Annotated in this window: 18 protein-coding genes; 17 read left to right on the top strand and 1 reads right to left on the bottom strand. The window is 52.4% G+C overall.

What is annotated here, in order from left to right; genetic code table 11:
- The first annotated feature begins 19 nt into the window (after positions 1 to 19).
- The 3 genes from ctaD to R3F64_RS03540 are packed head-to-tail and all read left to right on the top strand — an operon-like array spanning position 20 to position 3,132.
- A complete protein-coding gene (gene ctaD / locus R3F64_RS03550) occupies positions 20 to 1,654 on the top strand; it encodes a cytochrome c oxidase subunit I (RefSeq protein ID WP_085920436.1) in 1,635 nt (544 codons plus the stop codon).
- Positions 1,655 to 1,685: 31 nt separating this feature from the next.
- Entirely contained in the window at positions 1,686 to 2,270 is a 585-nt protein-coding gene (locus R3F64_RS03545; protein ID WP_085920435.1) for a cytochrome c oxidase assembly protein, read from the top strand.
- 1 nt (position 2,271) lies between these two features.
- On the top strand, positions 2,272 to 3,132 hold the full coding sequence (locus R3F64_RS03540; RefSeq protein ID WP_199285275.1) for a cytochrome c oxidase subunit 3: 861 nt from the start codon (positions 2,272 to 2,274) through the stop codon (positions 3,130 to 3,132).
- 4 nt (positions 3,133 to 3,136) lie between these two features.
- Here the strand turns inward: R3F64_RS03540 and R3F64_RS03535 are convergent, their stop codons facing one another.
- Positions 3,137 to 3,289: a DUF2909 family protein gene (locus tag R3F64_RS03535; protein WP_422823731.1), complete on the bottom strand. Its 153-nt coding sequence runs from the start codon at positions 3,287 to 3,289 to the stop codon at positions 3,137 to 3,139.
- A 37-nt stretch (positions 3,290 to 3,326) separates the two neighbouring features.
- Between R3F64_RS03535 and R3F64_RS03530 the strand changes: the two genes are divergently transcribed.
- From R3F64_RS03530 to R3F64_RS03465, 14 genes are all read left to right on the top strand, one after another.
- A complete protein-coding gene (locus R3F64_RS03530; RefSeq protein ID WP_085918647.1) occupies positions 3,327 to 4,043 on the top strand; it encodes an SURF1 family protein in 717 nt (238 codons plus the stop codon).
- The gene (locus R3F64_RS03525; RefSeq protein WP_332609781.1) at positions 4,027 to 4,545 is read left to right on the top strand and encodes a hypothetical protein; all 519 of its coding nucleotides are present in this window, start codon (positions 4,027 to 4,029) and stop codon (positions 4,543 to 4,545) included. The genes R3F64_RS03530 and R3F64_RS03525 overlap by 17 nt, the downstream gene beginning before the upstream one ends.
- Before the next feature lie 33 nt (positions 4,546 to 4,578).
- Complete coding sequence (locus R3F64_RS03520) at positions 4,579 to 5,685, top strand: COX15/CtaA family protein (RefSeq protein ID WP_332609779.1); 1,107 nt, start codon at positions 4,579 to 4,581, stop codon at positions 5,683 to 5,685.
- A gap of 86 nt (positions 5,686 to 5,771) precedes the next feature.
- Positions 5,772 to 6,239: a DUF2489 domain-containing protein gene (locus R3F64_RS03515; protein ID WP_085918645.1), complete on the top strand. Its 468-nt coding sequence runs from the start codon at positions 5,772 to 5,774 to the stop codon at positions 6,237 to 6,239.
- Between the two features lie 288 nt (positions 6,240 to 6,527).
- Entirely contained in the window at positions 6,528 to 7,400 is an 873-nt protein-coding gene (locus R3F64_RS03510) for an OmpA family protein (protein WP_268901202.1), read from the top strand.
- A 210-nt stretch (positions 7,401 to 7,610) separates the two neighbouring features.
- Positions 7,611 to 9,533, top strand: a complete 1,923-nt coding sequence (thrS, locus tag R3F64_RS03505) for a threonine--tRNA ligase (protein ID WP_199285278.1) — start codon at positions 7,611 to 7,613, stop codon at positions 9,531 to 9,533.
- Between the two features lie 60 nt (positions 9,534 to 9,593).
- Positions 9,594 to 10,085 (top strand): translation initiation factor IF-3, encoded by a 492-nt coding sequence (gene infC, locus R3F64_RS03500; RefSeq protein ID WP_217808002.1) that lies wholly within the window; start codon positions 9,594 to 9,596, stop codon positions 10,083 to 10,085.
- Positions 10,086 to 10,166: 81 nt separating this feature from the next.
- A complete protein-coding gene (gene rpmI / locus R3F64_RS03495; protein ID WP_009724291.1) occupies positions 10,167 to 10,361 on the top strand; it encodes a 50S ribosomal protein L35 in 195 nt (64 codons plus the stop codon).
- A gap of 56 nt (positions 10,362 to 10,417) precedes the next feature.
- Positions 10,418 to 10,771, top strand: a complete 354-nt coding sequence (gene rplT, locus R3F64_RS03490; RefSeq protein ID WP_066317588.1) for a 50S ribosomal protein L20 — start codon at positions 10,418 to 10,420, stop codon at positions 10,769 to 10,771.
- 164 nt (positions 10,772 to 10,935) lie between these two features.
- On the top strand, positions 10,936 to 11,955 hold the full coding sequence (gene pheS, locus R3F64_RS03485) for a phenylalanine--tRNA ligase subunit alpha (protein WP_085918641.1): 1,020 nt from the start codon (positions 10,936 to 10,938) through the stop codon (positions 11,953 to 11,955).
- A gap of 26 nt (positions 11,956 to 11,981) precedes the next feature.
- Entirely contained in the window at positions 11,982 to 14,363 is a 2,382-nt protein-coding gene (pheT, locus tag R3F64_RS03480) for a phenylalanine--tRNA ligase subunit beta (protein WP_332609775.1), read from the top strand.
- A gap of 61 nt (positions 14,364 to 14,424) precedes the next feature.
- Positions 14,425 to 14,727 carry an integration host factor subunit alpha gene (locus tag R3F64_RS03475; protein WP_085918639.1) on the top strand — a complete coding sequence of 101 codons (303 nt, stop codon included), beginning with the start codon at positions 14,425 to 14,427 and terminating at the stop codon, positions 14,725 to 14,727.
- Between the two features lie 208 nt (positions 14,728 to 14,935).
- On the top strand, positions 14,936 to 15,403 hold the full coding sequence (locus tag R3F64_RS03470; RefSeq protein WP_085918638.1) for a flavodoxin domain-containing protein: 468 nt from the start codon (positions 14,936 to 14,938) through the stop codon (positions 15,401 to 15,403).
- Entirely contained in the window at positions 15,403 to 15,771 is a 369-nt protein-coding gene (locus R3F64_RS03465; RefSeq protein ID WP_233337402.1) for a hypothetical protein, read from the top strand. The genes R3F64_RS03470 and R3F64_RS03465 overlap by 1 nt, the downstream gene beginning before the upstream one ends.
- Positions 15,772 to 15,928: the final 157 nt, after the last annotated feature.

Genomic DNA, 15,928 nt, shown 5'->3' with positions numbered 1-15,928 from the left:
AATAAATTTGGAGACAGATATGGCACCCAGAATACCTTTGCAGTCTACGCTACAGCACAGCGATGCGGTTGCGACAGCGGGTGGAGTTGCCGATCATCCGGCGCATCCGACTGGATGGCGTCGTTGGGTCTTGACGACCAACCATAAAGAAATAGGCACGCTTTATTTGATTTTTTCCTTATCCATGTTTTTTGTTGGAGGCATCTTTGCGCTTGTTGTGCGTGCAGAGTTATTTCAACCCGGATTACAGTTGGTCCAACCAGAATTCTTTAACCAGATGACCACCATGCACGGCCTGATAATGGTGTTTGCAGCTGTCATGCCGGCTTTTACTGGGCTTGCCAACTGGATGATACCGTTACAGATTGGCGCGCCCGATATGGCGCTGCCGCGCTTGAACAACTTTAGCTTCTGGTTGCTGCCTGTCGCGTTCACGCTGTTGCTTTCCACGTTGCTGATGCCGGGTGGTGGGCCTAACTTTGGCTGGACGTTCTATGCACCACTATCGACTACCTATGCGCCAGCATCGACGACCTTCTTTATTCTTGCACTGCATATTGCAGGTATTAGCTCCATTTTGGGGGCGATCAATATTATCGCTACCATTTTAAATATGCGCGCTCCGGGCATGCGGTTGATGGATATGCCGCTGTTTGTATGGACTTGGTTAATCACCGCTTTTTTGCTGATTGCCGTCATGCCGGTTCTGGCTGGCGTCATTACAATGATGCTCATGGATATTAACTTTGGCACCAGCTTCTTTGATGCAGGGGGCGGTGGGGACCCCGTGCTTTTTCAGCACCTTTTTTGGTTTTTTGGTCATCCTGAAGTTTACATCATGATCTTGCCAGCTTTCGGAATCGTATCTGCAATTATCCCGACTTTTGCTCGAAAACCTCTATTTGGCTATGCCTCGATGGTTTATGCCACGGCGGCTATTGCTCTATTGTCTTTCCTGGTATGGGCGCATCATATGTTTGTGGTGGGCCTGCCATTAGTCGCTGAATTATTTTTTATGTATTCGACGATGCTGATTGCCGTACCCACGGGCGTTAAAGTCTTCAATTGGGTAACGACGCTTTTTCGCGGTTCGATTAGCTTTGAGTCTCCCATGCTTTTTGCGCTTGCCTTTGTGGTGCTGTTTACCATCGGTGGCTTTTCAGGCCTGATGCTTGCTATTGCGCCAGCGGATTTTCAATATCATGACACTTACTTTGTCGTCGCCCATTTTCATTATGTGCTGGTGCCAGGCGCCATTTTTGCCATCATGGCGGGTGTTTATTACTGGTTGCCCAAGTGGACAGGGCATTATCCAAACGAAACGCTAGCAAAATGGCATTTCTGGTTTTCCGTTATTGGGGTCAACTTAACATTCTTCCCGATGCATTTTGCTGGTTTAGCCGGTATGCCAAGACGAATACCTGATTATGCACTTCAGTTTGCCGATTTTAATCTAGTCTCCAGCATAGGTGCCTTCTTTTTTGGTACGTCGCAATTGCTTTTCGTTCTGGTGATTATTTTATGTGTGAAAGGCGGTAAACCAGCCCCCGCTAAGGCTTGGGAAGGCGCCGTAGATTTAGAGTGGACGGTGCCCAGTCCTGCTCCCCTACATACATTCGAGACACCCCCAGTATTTCGACAAATAGAAAAATAGGTCATCCATACTCAATCACCTGGAGTGAAATATGCGTTCACACCAAGCGGAAGGCGTAAAGAAAACAGTCACCAAGACGATTTTCGCCTTGATTGGTATGTTTGCATTTGCGTTTGCATTAGTGCCTCTTTACGACGTTTTTTGTGAAGTAACAGGTATTAATGGAAAGGTGAGCACCTCCGCGCAACAGGTCTTGGGTAATGATGTTGACCGCGATCGCTATGTGACGGTTCAGTTCATTACCCGGACAAGCGCCGGGCTTCCGTGGCAACTTGGTGTGGAAACCCGCCAAGTCCAGGTACATCCCGGTCAAATGACGGAGGTTGACTTTACGTTCTCCAACCGTAGCCAGTCGACCAGTTGGGGCCGGGCAGTTCCCAGCGTTAGCCCATCTGTTGCTAGCGCCCATGTGCGGAAGGTGAGCTGCTTTTGTTTTCAGGAACAGCGGCTTGATGCCAACGAGAATCTTACCATCCCGCTTGTTTTTCAACTGGATAACACGCTGCCAGAGGATATAGCGACCGTTACATTGGTATATACGCTATACCCTCTCGACGAAAGTGATGACCGCCCAGCAGTGGCGCAATATGTGAATAATAAAAACGGGGAGATTTAAAATGAGTGGCGGAAGTTATTATGTCCCTGCAAAAAGCTATTGGCCGATCCTGGGATCTTTGGCTACCGGTTTTATGATGGTGGGTTTGGGCTCGCAGCTTGTTTACGGCAGTACAAGCTTACTTATTGCGATAGGTGTTATCTCCGTTATCGCGGTCATGGCATTCTGGTTTCGTGATGTGATCAATGAGTCCCACCTGGGCCTATATGATAGCCAGATGGATCGCTCTTTCCGCTGGGGAATGGGCTGGTTTATTTTTTCAGAAGTGATGTTTTTTGCCGCGTTTTTTGGTGCACTGTTTTACGTTCGTATGTTTGCGATACCCTGGTTGGGAGGTGAAGGTGCTAAAGGTGTTTCCGCACTTTTATGGCCGAACTTTATTGCCGAATGGCCTTTGTTGAGTCCCCCGGATAGTTCAGTCTCAGGGCCTGATAATGTCTTTAGCCCTTGGCAGCTGCCCTTGGTGAATACATTGCTGTTGGTCACATCAAGTATCACATTGACAATTTCCCATGAAGCACTCAAGGCTGAAAAGCGTGGTGTATGCAGGAACTGGCTGGCTGGAACGGTAATACTTGGTTGCTGTTTTATTTTTATTCAAGGTGTCGAGTATTATGAAGCTTACCAGCATTATGGTATTACGCTGGAAGCCGGTATTTTTGGGTCTACGTTCTTTATTTTAACGGGTTTTCATGGCGTTCACGTCATCATAGGCACCCTCATTCTTATGGTAATGCTGGCGCGTATCATACGCGGACATTTTTCGGATACTGAGCACTTTGGTTTTGAGGCATCCTGCTGGTACTGGCACTTTGTCGATGTTGTATGGTTAGGATTGTTCATCTTCGTTTACGTTGTGTGAGCACTCAGGTGAGTTGGCCGCTCCCGAATCCATAGACGATTAGCAATAAGAGCAGAGCAGCAAAGCCTATCCGCCATTTCAGAGATGTAAGTAGTCGCTTGGACGAAGAGCCATCACGTAACAGGTAACCAGCGCCTATCGCCAAGCTAATCAACATAGCGAAAAAAACAATGATAATGAGTGATTTAAGTAGCATGAAAAAGTACTCCTCATGTCGCTGGCGTCTATATGGCTGGTATGCGTTCTGGTTGTCGTTGGTGCTGCTGGGCGGTCTTCTTGGCGCATGGCAGTGGGACAGGGCCAATAATAAACAAGCGGCGGCTTCGGCGCGAGACAATGCGCCTGCGCTGGTTGACCCGCAAACGCTACCTACCGAAGGGGCTGAGCTTACGCTCAATGGTGAGTATATATCCGAGCATACTTTTTTTTTAGATAACCGAATTGCCAATGGACGGTTGGGGGTTGCCGTTTTAACCCCGCTTAAAGATAGATTTGGTCAGTACTGGTTGATTCAGCGTGGCTTTGTTGAAACCGGGACCAGTCGTGAATCGCCAATTATATCGACACCCAAAGAACACGTCTCTTTAACCGGGAAATGGCAGCAAGCAAATAATGATGGCCTATTGTTTGGACCTAACCGGGAAGAAGAGCGCCTTCAACAAATCAGCCTTACGCCTTGGCAAGGGGTGATACCCGGCTTTCGTTACCAGGGATGGGTGCATGCGCAAACCGGCGACGGCGTTTTCTCAGAGTGGTGGCAAGCCAATGTAATGCCAGCAAGTCGGCATATTGCCTATGCATTTCAGTGGTGGGGGCTTGCGCTGGTGGCACTGATCACGATGTTGGTTGGCAGACGTTATCTTTACTCGAGCCGAGAGCACCATGAGAGGGGGCATGATGATAGCCATTAATTCAGTCAATCGTCAGCGTATTAAGTTGGTATTGGTATTCGTTATCTTTTCTGCGCCTATCATCACCGCTTGGGGGATGGTTGAGTGGCGTATCGGCGTTCCTGAACAGATTACGGCTCACGGATCACCCGCTGAGCAACTTCCATTACTTGAGCATTGGCCCGTTGAAACGGTTTCAAAGACAGATGTTGGTGAAGATCAATGGACATTAGCATTTGATTGTTCGGTTAAGTGTGCAGAGCGCCGAGACATCCTGTGGCGAATGCATCGCGCTCTCGGCCGTGAGGCCCATCGGTTGGCGCGATTAAGTATTGGCGGAGGAGGTCAGGCATTGCCTGGCGAGCAGTTGGCACGTTGGGAAGGAAAGCCCACCTGGCGAAAAGCAAATAGCGTGTGGTTGATTGATCCTCAGGGTCGTCCGGCGTTGTCGTTTCCTGCTTCTGTGCCGGTGGCAGATATACTCGACGACACGCAACATTTATTTAAGGTCAACGCCAGATAGCATAGAACAAGCGCTTTGCCGTGGGAGGTCTCAATGGTTGATCAACAGCGTATTGTCGTCGTCAAGGGGCTGTCATTTATCGGTATCTTTTTTACCGCTCTGGTGATGTTAGTGGGGGCCTGGACGCGACTGTCAGACGCAGGTTTGGGGTGTCCAGATTGGCCAGGGTGCTACGGTCAATGGGTGGTGCCCACAGCCGATCACGCCGCTGTGAACTATCCAGCCTTCCCCTTAGAGGCATCGAAGGCCTGGCTTGAAATGTTCCATCGCTATGTTGCAACCATGCTCGGCGCGACTGTCATCCTGCTGTTGTGGCTGGGTTGGCCACTAAGACGTGTAAAGCAATATCCATGGAATATCAGCATTATCTTGTTAATGGCTATTACGGCACAAGGGACATTTGGTGCGTTGACCGTCACCCTCAAATTATGGCCCCAGGTGGTTACGTTGCATTTGCTGGGTGGTATGGGGATTCTGTTGCTGTTTGCATTGTTATATAGCCGTCTGAAAGCATTACAGCAAAATTCTGGTCGGCAGCCACGTCGAGCATCTGCACACTGGTGGCTGGTGGCAGTACTATTATGTTGCCAGATAGCGTTGGGGGGCTGGGTTTCGAGCAACTATGCTGGTATTTCATGCCAGGGCTTCCCGTCGTGCAATGCTCAATGGTGGCCGGAAATGGATATTAGTGAAGGCTTCCACTTGACCCAAACCGTAGGACCCAATTATTTACACGGCCAGTTGCACGCTGATGCGCGAACCGCGATTCATATGATGCACCGACTGGGAGGCGGCTTGCTGGGAGCGGCTCTAATGGCTTTGTGGTGGCGATATCGGCATGACAGGGCGGCACTCGGCTTGCTTACGGTATTGAAAATCTACTGCCTCCAGGTGGTCCTCGGCATTGCCAGCGTTGTTCTGTGGCTGCCGCTATGGTTGGCGTTACTGCATACCGCCGGCGCGATGGCGCTTAGTGTCAGTTATTTAATTGCCTGGCGGCAGTGGCGATACAACATGTCGGATAGAAATGCTCACGGGCTCAACTCTTCCTCGACGGCAAACTATTTATCGCCTGATAAGGCAAGCCAGCCAGCAGAGCTAGTAACACTCGCTGCCAATCGACAAGCTCGATATGATTAGCGTGATCGATATAGATGCTGTAAGGTCATGATGATTGATATGTACAACTTTGGTAAAGCAATTGATAGGTTTGGGTAAGGAGCATCATGAGTCTGACGTATGCATTGTTACTTCTCTTGGTCGCGGTTGTGGTAATTGTCGCACTGGGTGGCTACGCCTACCGCTTACGCAAGGAAGTCAAGCGGCGTGATGCGTTTCGCGTCGCTGAAGACCAACAGGCTCAGTTGAAGAGCCTGGAGAATCTGGATTGGGTAACCGCTGCTTTGGTTCAGGAGCAGGTGGACATCACCGAAGGCGCCTGGCGTTGCAAAGTCTTGCTGGAGATTATCGACCCGAGCCTGACGGAAAGGTCTGATTTTCAAGCCTTCGCAGAGCATTATGAGCGCACAAAGCACCTTAAAACCCATTCGGCCAGGCAACAATTGACGCCGCGTGAGCGCATGGAAGAAGATCGTGAACGTCTTGCCGCGGAAGAGCAAATGCGAGATGCCGTGTTAGCCGCTGCTGAGGCTGTGATGACATGGCGTAAAAAGGGTGGGCAAGGGCTTCATTGAGCTGTCAATGGATTGATTGCCCAAATTTTTTAAGTGTAACGGCTGGTTTATAGTGCTCTTCGTGCTTAATTTGCTATGCTGAGGTATGTCAGCGTCTGCAACAAGTTGATAAATCGACATGTTGCCTAAGGGCATTGATTCGGTACCATGACCAACGGCCTCACACCGAGGAAGGCAAATTTTGGCGGTGTCAGGCAAGCGAAAAATGGATGCTCTCGCTTAAAAAGAAGCATTATATGACATGGTCACTAATGACCATGTCAGCATTGGATCAAGAAGGAGTTCTGCATGAAAAAATCAACGACTGGCTTGCTAATCGGTTCTGCTCTGGTAGTGGGCCTTTCCGGTTGCGCTAGCTCTGCCTCCCAGTCTTCCGGCCAAATGAGCGCCAGCAGCGATCGCAGCTGGTATCAGCATCCTTTTGTTTGTGGCTTGGCCGGTAGCGTAATTGGTGGAAGCATCGGCTACGCAAGCAGCAGCAGCTCTGATGAAGACACGGGCGCTGCTGTTGGTGCGACAGCGGGTGCCACTATCGGTGCTATGCTGTGTGCGGACAGCAGCCCTGAGCCTATGGAGCCTCAATGCCCGAGTTATGGCGGTGAAATTCCTGCTGGTGCAGCTGTCGATGCTGAAGGCTGCCCGTTAGATTCCGACAATGATGGCGTGCCTGACTTCCGTGATCAGTGCCCGGGTACTCCTGCAGGCGTTGAAGTCGATGCCAACGGTTGCCCGCTGGACTCTGATAACGATGGCGTGCCTGACTACCGTGACCAGTGCCCCAATACACCGGCAGGTGTTGAAGTCAATTCATTGGGTTGCCCTGACAGCGTTGTACTTCAGGATGTCAACTTTGAGTTTGATTCCGCTCAACTAACCGCTGAAGCGCAAAATGTGCTTAATGGCGTTGCTGAGCGCTTGGTGAATAATCCTGGCGTGCGTGTCCGCATTGAAGGTCACACCGATTCTGTTGGCTCCAATCAGTACAACATGGATCTGTCCCAGGCTCGTGCCGAGTCGGTAACTGAGTATCTTGCAACTCGTGGCGTCGAGTCCAACCGCATGATGGCTGAAGGTTTCGGTGAGGAGCAGCCAATTGCAACGAATGAAACTGCTGCAGGACGTGCTGAAAACCGTCGTGTAGAGCTGGATGAGTGGAACTAAGGTACGCATTTAACGCGCCGACCTTACGGTTTTAAATCGCGTTAATTGAAGTAAGCGGGGGGCTTTAGCCTCCCGCTTTTTTATTTATACAAAGTCCGTCATCTGTTAGTCTTATCCCTTATACGTTGTTATCGTTAGTCTATTTTTACATCATTGATAGCGAAATGTGATCCTTGGTATGGATCACCACTGCGCTCAAGGAAAATCCGCATGCCCATTGTGACACTGCCAGACGGCAGTCAGAGAACATTTGATGAACCGCTTTCCATTATGCAACTGGCAGAGTCCATTGGCCCTGGTTTGGCTAAGGCCTGCGTTGCCGGAAAAATCGACGGCGTCCTGGTAGATGCTGCTGATCTGATCGAGCAAGACGCTCAGGTGGCCATCCTTACTGCCCGTGACCCGGAGGGGCTGGATATTATCCGGCATTCCTCTGCGCATTTGATTGGCCACGCCGTCAAGCAGCTATATCCCAATGCCAAGATGGCAATTGGTCCGGTCATTGAAGACGGCTTCTATTACGATATCGAATTTGGCAGCTCGGTATCGCCTGATGATCTGGAAGCAATAGAAACGCGTATGAAAGCGCTTATTGATCACGAATATGACGTCGTACGTGAGTACGTGGATCGTGATCAAGCCATGCTGACCTTCCTGCATCGTGATGAGCCCTATAAGCAGGAAATTGTTCGGGATATTCCCGAGGGCGCTACCATCCGGCTCTATCATCATGAAGAATATACCGATATGTGTCGGGGGCCGCATGTCCCCAATACGCGTCACCTCAAAGCCTTCAAGCTGACCAAGCTGGCGGGGGCTTACTGGCGTGGTGATGCCTCGAATCCCATGTTGACGCGGATTTACGGAACAGCGTGGGGCGACAAGAAACAGCTCAAGGCTTATCTAAAACGGCTGGAAGAAGCTGAGAAACGGGACCATCGCAAGCTGGCGCGCAAGATGGATCTTTTTCATCTCCAGGAAGAAGCGCCTGGCATGGTGTTCTGGCATCCCAACGGCTGGACGATGTATCAGGCCTTGGAAGACTACATGCGCCAGATCCAGCGTGAACACGGTTATCAGGAGATCAAGACGCCCCAGGTCGTGGATCTTTCCCTGTGGAAGAAGTCGGGTCACTGGGGGCACTACAATGAACTGATGTTTACCACGGAATCGGAAAAGCGCGAATATGCGGTCAAGCCCATGAACTGCCCGTGCCATGTGCAGGTCTTTAATCAGGGGCTCAAGAGCTACCGTGATTTGCCGTTACGCTTGGCAGAATTTGGTAGCTGCCATCGCAACGAGCCGTCTGGGTCCTTGCATGGCCTGATGCGTGTACGCGGCTTTACGCAGGACGACGCGCACATCTTTTGTACTGAAAGCCAGATTCAGGCGGAAGCGGAAGCCTTCATTGCGCTCACGCTTCAGGTATATAAAACGCTTGGTTTTGAAGATGTGGAGCTTAAGCTGTCAACCCGGCCCGAAGACTTCTTGGGCGAGGCTGATGTGTGGGATCAGGCTGAGCAAGGATTGGAAGCTGCCCTCAATGCCACCGGGCTTGACTGGGAGCTGCAGCCGGGTGAAGGTGCCTTTTATGGTCCGAAGATTGAGTTTGCCCTGCGCGATTGCCTGAATCGCGTGTGGCAATGTGGTACGCTACAACTCGATTTCAATTTGCCAGGTCGGCTTGGAGCGCAATACGTAGCCGAAGACGGGGCTCGCAAAACGCCAGTGATGCTGCACCGTGCTATATTAGGTTCCTTCGAGCGCTTTTTGGGAATTTTGATTGAGCACTACGCTGGCGCAATGCCATTATGGCTGGCACCGCAGCAGGTCAGCGTGATGACGATAACCGATTCACAGCGTGATTATGCCCTTGCTTTAGAGCAACGTTTGCAAAAAAATGCAATGCGAGCAAAAGCGGACTTGAGGAACGAGAAAATCGGCTTTAAAATCCGCGAGCATACGTTACAGAAAGTTCCCTATCTCCTGGTGGTAGGAGATAAGGAAGTCGACGCTGACTCAGTGGCCGTGCGAACTCGCAGCGGCGAAGATCTCGGCACTATGACGGTCGATGAGTTTATCGAACGTTTCAGTGCTGAGCGAGCAGCCCTGGCGACATCGTCAATTGCCTAAGGAGACGGAACGATCAAGAGAAGCAACCAGCGCGGGCGTCCAGCAGACAAGCGCCCACCAATGAACGAGCGAATTACCGAGCAAGAAGTGCGTCTTATCGATAGCGAAGGTGAGCAGTTGGGTGTAGTGCCCACCACCGAAGCGTTGGAACGTGCTGAATCTGCCGGTTTGGACCTCGTGCAAATTTCGAATGCCGATCCCATCGTCTGCAAGATTATGGATTACGGCAAATTCGTTTTTGAGCAGAAAAAGCAAAAAGCGGCTCAGAAGAAGAAGCAGAAGCAAATCCAGGTCAAGGAAGTTAAATTCCGGCCTGGCACCGACGAGGGCGACTATCAGGTCAAGCTGAAAAACCTGACGCGCTTTCTTGAAGGTGGTGACAAGGGGAAGGTCACATTGCGCTTCCGTGGTCGTGAAATGGCGCACCAGGATATCGGCCGAAAGCTGATGGAACGGATTGCGGCAGACCTGGAAGAGATCGGAACGGTGGAAGCATTTCCAAAAATGGAAGGCCGCCAGATGATCATGATCCTTGCCCCGAAAAAGAAGTGATCCAACGGCGAAGTTAACGGGCTACCTCCTGTAGGTAGTAGGCCCTGGATTTTCTAAAAAACATCGAGCGGAGTTTTCCTCATGCCGAAAATCAAAAGCAACAGTGGTGCTGCAAAGCGCTTCAAGAAGACAGCCAATGGCTTCAAGCACAAGCAGTCTTTCCGTAGCCACATTCTGACCAAGAAGTCGACCAAGCGTAAGCGTCAGCTGCGCGGTATGAAACAGATTCATGCGTCTGATAAGGCGCTTATCCAGCGCATGCTGCCGAATCTGTAACGTCGAATTTTCTAAACTGAGTGCATTTGCCTCAGTCATAAAGTCAGGAGTGTGTTATGACTCGTGTTAAGCGTGGCGTAGTTGCCCGTCGTCGCCATAAAAAAGTATTGAAGCAGGCCAAAGGTTATTATGGTGCTCGTTCGCGTGTGTTCCGTGTAGCCAAACAGGCGGTTATCAAAGCCGGTCAATATGCCTACCGTGACCGCCGCAATCGCAAGCGTCAATTCCGTGCGTTGTGGATTCAGCGCATCAATGCGGGTGCGCGCATGAACGGTATGTCATACAGCCGTTTTGTTGGTGGCCTCAAGAAGGCCGGTATTGAAATTGACCGTAAAGTGCTGGCGGATCTGGCCGTTCATGAAAAAGCGGCATTTGCTGCCATCGTGGAAAAAGCCAAGGCTGCCCAATAAGCTTCAATTGGCACCGGTGGTGCCAGTGAACGTTTCGGTCATTTCAGTGTGACCCATACAGGGGAAGAGCAGCCGCTCTTCCCCTGTTTTTATGTCACGCTCTTCAATCACAACGTGACACGCCATCCTCGGGATGGAAATCGCTTAATTCGGAGATGAACAGGATGGACCACCTTCCAGCGCTGGTATCTGAAGCACGCGACGCCATTCAGGCGGCACAGAGCGTCGCTGCATTGGATGAAGTGCGCGTACGTTATTTAGGCAAAAAGGGCGAAATGACGACGTTGCTTAAAGGGCTTGGCAAACTGTCCGCCGAAGAGCGTCCAGCTGCAGGTGAGCGTATCAATCAAGCCAAGCAGACATTGGCGGGAGAAATCGACACCAAGCGCCAGCAGCTCGAAAGCGAGGCCCTTGAAGCGCGTTTGGCCGCGGAGCGTATCGACGTGACCTTGCCCGGTCGCACGCAGTCGGCTGGCGGTCTGCACCCGGTGACCCGTACACTGGAGCGGATCGAGGGACTGTTTACCCGCATAGGTTATGACGTCGCCGTCGGGCCAGAAATTGAAGATGACTACCACAATTTCGAGGCGCTCAATATCCCCTCGCACCATCCGGCTCGCGGCATGGCCGACACTTTTTACTTTGATGCAACGCGCTTGTTGAGGACACATACCTCGCCAGTGCAAGTGCGCACCATGAAAAGCACTGAACCGCCTATTCGGATTGTTTGCCCAGGGCGCGTTTATCGCAGCGATTCGGACCTGACCCACACGCCGATGTTTCATCAGGTCGAGGGTCTTCTGGTGGATGAAGATATCAGCTTTGCGGATTTGAAAGGCACGATTGAAGATTTTCTGCAGGCATTTTTCGAGCGGGATGATCTCTCGGTGCGCTTTCGTCCTTCCTACTTCCCGTTTACAGAACCTTCAGCGGAAGTTGATATTCAATGTGTCATGTGTAGCGGTGAGGGATGCCGTGTGTGTTCACACAGTGGCTGGCTTGAGGTGATGGGCTGCGGCATGGTCCATCCCGAAGTCTTTCGTCACTCAGGTATCGATGCTGAGCGTTTTACGGGCTTTGCCTTCGGTATGGGCGCTGAGCGCCTGGCAATGCTTCGATATGGCGTCAACGACTTGCGTCTTTTCTTCGAGAATGATCTGCGCTTCTTGCGTCAGTTCGCTTAAGTCCTTCGCCAACCACAGGAACGACCATGAAATTTTCAGAACAGTGGCTGCGTGAGTGGGTTTCGCCGCAGCTGGATACGCAGGCAGTCGCCGACCAGATCACCATGGCAGGCCTGGAAGTCGATGCCGTTGAGCCGGTGGCAGCATCATTCAGCGCCGTGGTAGTCGCGGAAGTGTTGACCAGGGAAAGTCATCCCAATGCCGACAAGCTCAACGTGTGCACAGTGGATGACGGCAGTGGTTCGTCGGTACAGGTGGTTTGCGGGGCGCCCAATGTCGACGCGGGCCAGAAAGTACCATTTGCCCGGGTAGGTGGTGTATTGCCCGGTGATTTCAAGATTAAAAAAGCCAAGCTGCGGGGTGTCGAGTCGCAAGGCATGATTTGCTCGGCCTCAGAGCTTGGCCTTGAAGAGGATACCTCGTCCGGTATTCTCGAACTGCCCATCGAAGCGCCTGTTGGCATGGATTTTCGTGAGTATATGCATCTCAATGACATGACGATTGAGGTCGATCTCACGCCTAACCGAGGCGACTGCCTGAGTATTAAAGGCATGGCCCGTGAAGTGGGGGTGCTTAACCGCCTGACGCTGACGGAGCCAGAGGCGCTGACGGTGCCTGCCGAGATCGATGATACCTTCGCGGTCGACCTGGAAGCGCCGGAACAATGCCCGCGTTATCTGGGCCGTGTCATCACCAATGTCAACACAGGCGCGGAAACACCTCTATGGATGGTCGAGCGCTTGCGTCGCAGCGGTATCCGTGCGATTGACCCGGTTGTTGATATTACCAACTATGTGATGCTGGAACTTGGCCAGCCCATGCACGCCTTTGACCGGGAAAACCTCAGCGGCGGTATCGTCGTGAGGATGGCTCACCCCGGTGAAACCCTAACCCTGCTGGATGGGCAGGAGATCGCTCTGCGGCCTGAAACCCTGGTAATTGCCGATCAGGCAGGTCCGCTGGCGATGGCAGGGATCATGGGGGGCGAGCTGTCCGGTGTCAGCGAAACAACACGGACGATCTTTCTGGAAGCCGCTTTTTTTAGCCCGGTGGCCATTGCCGGTCAGGCCCGTTCCTACGGTTTGCACACCGATGCCTCGCATCGCTTTGAGCGCGGTGTCGACCCAGAACTGACGCCCCTCGCCATCGAGCGTGCGACAAGCCTGCTCATGGAGATATGTGGTGGCCAGGCAGGGCCCGTTGTCGAGGCGAAGAGTGAGGCTGCAATGCCGACCACCAAGCACATCACGCTTCGCGTTGAGCGGCTTGAAAAAGCCCTTTCCAAACGTCTGGCCAGCGATGATGTCAGCGATATTCTCAAACGACTGGGTTTCAGCGTCACCGAAAGCGAAGGCAACTGGCTGGTGCAGGTACCCAGTTGGCGGTTTGATGTTTCCATTGAAGAAGACCTGATTGAAGAAGTGGCGCGAATCCACGGCTATAATAATCTGCCGGTTCGTCGCCCCGCTGCGCGACTTTCGCTGCGTCCCACAGATGAAGCCACGCTTTCCCTCGGGCGACTGTGCCGACAAATGGTGGCGCGGGGATTTCAGGAAGCCATTACCTATAGTTTCGTAGCCCCCGAGCTACAGTCGGCCATGCTGCCAGACGCCGTCTCGCCGGTTCTTGCCAATCCCATCTCTGCCGATATGTCGGTGATGCGTGCCAGCCTGATGCCGGGATTAGTGAGGGCGATGGAGCACAACCTTAACCGTCAGCAAAGCCGGGTGCGCCTGTTTGAGACGGGGCTGGTCTTCAACGGTGAGCTGGATGCTTTATCGCAAGTGCCGATGATGGGGGCGCTGGTGTGCGGCAGCCGCGACCCAGAAGGCTGGAGCGGCGCGAAGGTCGGCGTGGACTTTTATGACCTCAAAGGTGACCTGGAAAGCTTGTTGACATTGGGCGGCAATCGCGATGCGTGGCGGTTCGAGCCCGCTGAGCATCCAGCCTTGCACCCGGGTCAGAGTGCCCAGGTACTGTTTGAAGGCAAGCCGGCGGGTTGGATTGGTACCCTGCATCCTCAGGTGAGGGCAACGCTGGGACTTAAGGTTGATGCGGTCGTATTTGAAGTGCGTTTGGATCACTTGAGTCAGGGGTGTGTACCTGCTTTTGAGCCGCTGTCACGCTTTCCAGAAGTACGCCGTGATTTAGCGTTTACGCTTCCCAGTGAGCGCCCCGTGCAGACATTGCTGGATTGTGCGCAGGTAAAAGCCGGTGAATACCTGAAAGACATAACGCTATTTGATGTCTATGCTGGTAAAGGCGTTGCCGAAGGGTATAAAAGTATCGCGCTAGGCTTGACCTGGCAGCACCCATCGCGCACGCTTAATGATGAAGAAATCAATCAGTTGGTAGAGTCGATAGTGGCGCAGGTGCAGGCTGAGTTGGGCGCTGAGCTACGCGGCTAAAAATGCCAAGATGCGGTCCGTTCCGTATGCTTGGCGGCTTTGTGCTACACGGAGGATTCCCATGGGTGCGTTAACCAAAGCAGAGCTGGCGGAGCATTTACATACTGAGCTGTCGTTTTCCAAGCGGGAAGCGAAAGCTATGGTTGAGGCTTTCTTCGAGGAGATCCGAGCCTGCCTAAGGGAGAACGAGCAGGTGAAGCTGTCGGGTTTTGGTAATTTTGATCTTCGCGACAAGCGTGAGCGGCCTGGCCGCAACCCCAAAACCGGTGAGGAAATCCCCATTTCAGCCCGCCGGGTTGTCACTTTCCGTCCCGGGCAAAAGCTCAAGCAGCAAGTCGAGCATTATCGGGGGGCGGCATCATAAAGTAACGTAGATGCTCTGTTTCCCCTGTAAGCCACTGATTAACCCCCGTTGACGCTGCCCGTGTCGATGGGGGTTTTATATTGTCCACTCTGGTAGAGGTTCTCTTGAGGGTGCGCCATATCACGCAGGCATGTTAATATTTGAGCAAATTCATCAGGTATTAGTCGGCTCTTTGTCGGCGGTACATTACCTTGTTTGAGGAGTCGTAATGCCTCGTCTAAGTATAGCAGTAGGTACCATGTACGGTGGTGCATTGGATGTGGCCGAGCAGGTCAAGCCGCTATTTGAGGAAGCGGGTTACGTGGTTGATATCCTGGAACAGCCAGTACTGGCGGACATTACCGATTCGATGCCGGATCTCGTGTTGTTTTGCGTATCGACCACCGGTAGCGGTGATTTCCCAGGCAACTTTGTTCCTTTAGTTCGCGACCTTCAGAGTCAGAGCCCATCACTTTCCTCGTTGTCTTACGGCCTGATAGCGCTCGGTGATAGCTCCTACGGTGACACCTTTTGTGGTGCGGGACGTCGTCTGGATGAGTTGCTGGCAGATCTTGGTGCGACACGTCTGGGCGAGCGATTGGAAGTCGATGCCATGGAAACCTTTATGGCCGATGACGCCGCATTACCCTGGGTCGAAGAATGGCTGGCGTCTGAGCAACTGCCGGTGAATAGCTGATGCAGCCGGGGGAGGCAACGTCAGCCAATAAAGTGAGCAGTGCGCTAGGCCTGTGTGTCGTGATGCTCGCCACCTTGCCTCGCTACATGGCGGGTGGCCACGAAACCCGCTTGACGTTGATACTGCTGGCTCTGGTGGTTGTGCTAGTGGCTACCGTCGTGCAGTGGCGTCTCCTGCCGCGCGATGGTCGACAGCAGCTTCCTGGTATGCTCAAACGTCTTGCCATCATGATGATGCTCGGAGTGTTGGTAATGGGGGCGTGGCATGCACTGTTCACCGACTGGATGAGCTGGCAGGTGTTTATTTCCCATGCAAGCACCTTTGGCCTTGTTGCCCACGTTGTCAGTCTATGGTGGGTGGCCAAATAAGGCGGCAGGCCATGAAAATTGTCCGCCTTGGTACTAAATCGATGTCAAAGGGGCTCTGAAACCAGCACTATCCCCTTGTTTTTCACGATGCTGCCCCCATCTTGCGAGCATGGCGCTTGCCACGATGCGCCAGGGTTCTTAAAATTGCCCCTTGGAC

Origin of the sequence: Halomonas sp. 5021 (assembly GCF_036663435.1) — a bacterium.
In the GTDB taxonomy this organism is placed as follows: Bacteria; Pseudomonadota; Gammaproteobacteria; order Pseudomonadales; family Halomonadaceae; genus Vreelandella; species Vreelandella janggokensis.
Note: the sequence above shows the minus strand (reverse complement) of the source record. Positions and strands in the feature narration are given on the sequence as shown.

Bases quoted from the DNA above. Each gene is read 5' to 3' on its own strand.
- ctaD (WP_085920436.1), top strand. From the start codon at position 20: ATGGCACCCAGAATACCTTTGCAGTCTACGCTACAGCACAGCGATGCG.
- rplT (WP_066317588.1), top strand. From the start codon at position 10,418: ATGACTCGTGTTAAGCGTGGCGTAGTTGCCCGTCGTCGCCATAAAAAA.
- R3F64_RS03520 (WP_332609779.1), top strand. From the start codon at position 4,579: ATGGTTGATCAACAGCGTATTGTCGTCGTCAAGGGGCTGTCATTTATC.
- R3F64_RS03515 (WP_085918645.1), top strand. From the start codon at position 5,772: ATGAGTCTGACGTATGCATTGTTACTTCTCTTGGTCGCGGTTGTGGTA.
- R3F64_RS03545 (WP_085920435.1), top strand. From the start codon at position 1,686: ATGCGTTCACACCAAGCGGAAGGCGTAAAGAAAACAGTCACCAAGACG.
- R3F64_RS03470 (WP_085918638.1), top strand. From the start codon at position 14,936: ATGCCTCGTCTAAGTATAGCAGTAGGTACCATGTACGGTGGTGCATTG.
- pheS (WP_085918641.1), top strand. From the start codon at position 10,936: ATGGACCACCTTCCAGCGCTGGTATCTGAAGCACGCGACGCCATTCAG.
- R3F64_RS03465 (WP_233337402.1), top strand. From the start codon at position 15,403: ATGCAGCCGGGGGAGGCAACGTCAGCCAATAAAGTGAGCAGTGCGCTA.
- R3F64_RS03540 (WP_199285275.1), top strand. From the start codon at position 2,272: ATGAGTGGCGGAAGTTATTATGTCCCTGCAAAAAGCTATTGGCCGATC.
- R3F64_RS03535 (WP_422823731.1), bottom strand. From the start codon at position 3,289: ATGTTGATTAGCTTGGCGATAGGCGCTGGTTACCTGTTACGTGATGGC.
- infC (WP_217808002.1), top strand. From the start codon at position 9,594: ATGAACGAGCGAATTACCGAGCAAGAAGTGCGTCTTATCGATAGCGAA.
- thrS (WP_199285278.1), top strand. From the start codon at position 7,611: ATGCCCATTGTGACACTGCCAGACGGCAGTCAGAGAACATTTGATGAA.
- R3F64_RS03525 (WP_332609781.1), top strand. From the start codon at position 4,027: ATGATGATAGCCATTAATTCAGTCAATCGTCAGCGTATTAAGTTGGTA.
- R3F64_RS03510 (WP_268901202.1), top strand. From the start codon at position 6,528: ATGAAAAAATCAACGACTGGCTTGCTAATCGGTTCTGCTCTGGTAGTG.
- R3F64_RS03475 (WP_085918639.1), top strand. From the start codon at position 14,425: ATGGGTGCGTTAACCAAAGCAGAGCTGGCGGAGCATTTACATACTGAG.
- pheT (WP_332609775.1), top strand. From the start codon at position 11,982: ATGAAATTTTCAGAACAGTGGCTGCGTGAGTGGGTTTCGCCGCAGCTG.
- rpmI (WP_009724291.1), top strand. From the start codon at position 10,167: ATGCCGAAAATCAAAAGCAACAGTGGTGCTGCAAAGCGCTTCAAGAAG.
- R3F64_RS03530 (WP_085918647.1), top strand. From the start codon at position 3,327: ATGAAAAAGTACTCCTCATGTCGCTGGCGTCTATATGGCTGGTATGCG.